At 55.1% G+C, this 325-nt stretch carries 1 rRNA gene; it reads right to left on the reverse strand.

The features are described from left to right. Positions 1-325: ribosomal RNA gene (locus ACTHSP_RS23285) — 23S ribosomal RNA — on the reverse strand; the annotation flags it as partial.

The raw sequence follows: 325 nt of genomic DNA on the forward strand, positions 1-325 counted from the left end.
GTGATGAGCCGACATCGAGGTGCCAAACTCCGCCGTCGATATGAACTCTTGGGCGGAATCAGCCTGTTCTCCCCGGAGTACCTTTTATCCGTTGAGCGATGGCCCTTCCATACAGAACCACCGGAGCACTATGTCCTGCTTTCGCACCTGCTCGACTTGTCGGTCTCGCAGTTAAGCTACCTTTTGCAATTGCACTATCAGTCCGATTTCCGACCGGAACTAGGTAAGCTTCGAACTCCTCCGTTACTCTTTGGGAGGAGACCGCCCCAGTCAAACTGCCTACCATGCCCGGTCCACGACCCGGTTTACGGGTCTGGGTTAGAAC

This window comes from Neisseria sp. P0001.S005 (assembly GCF_051963715.1).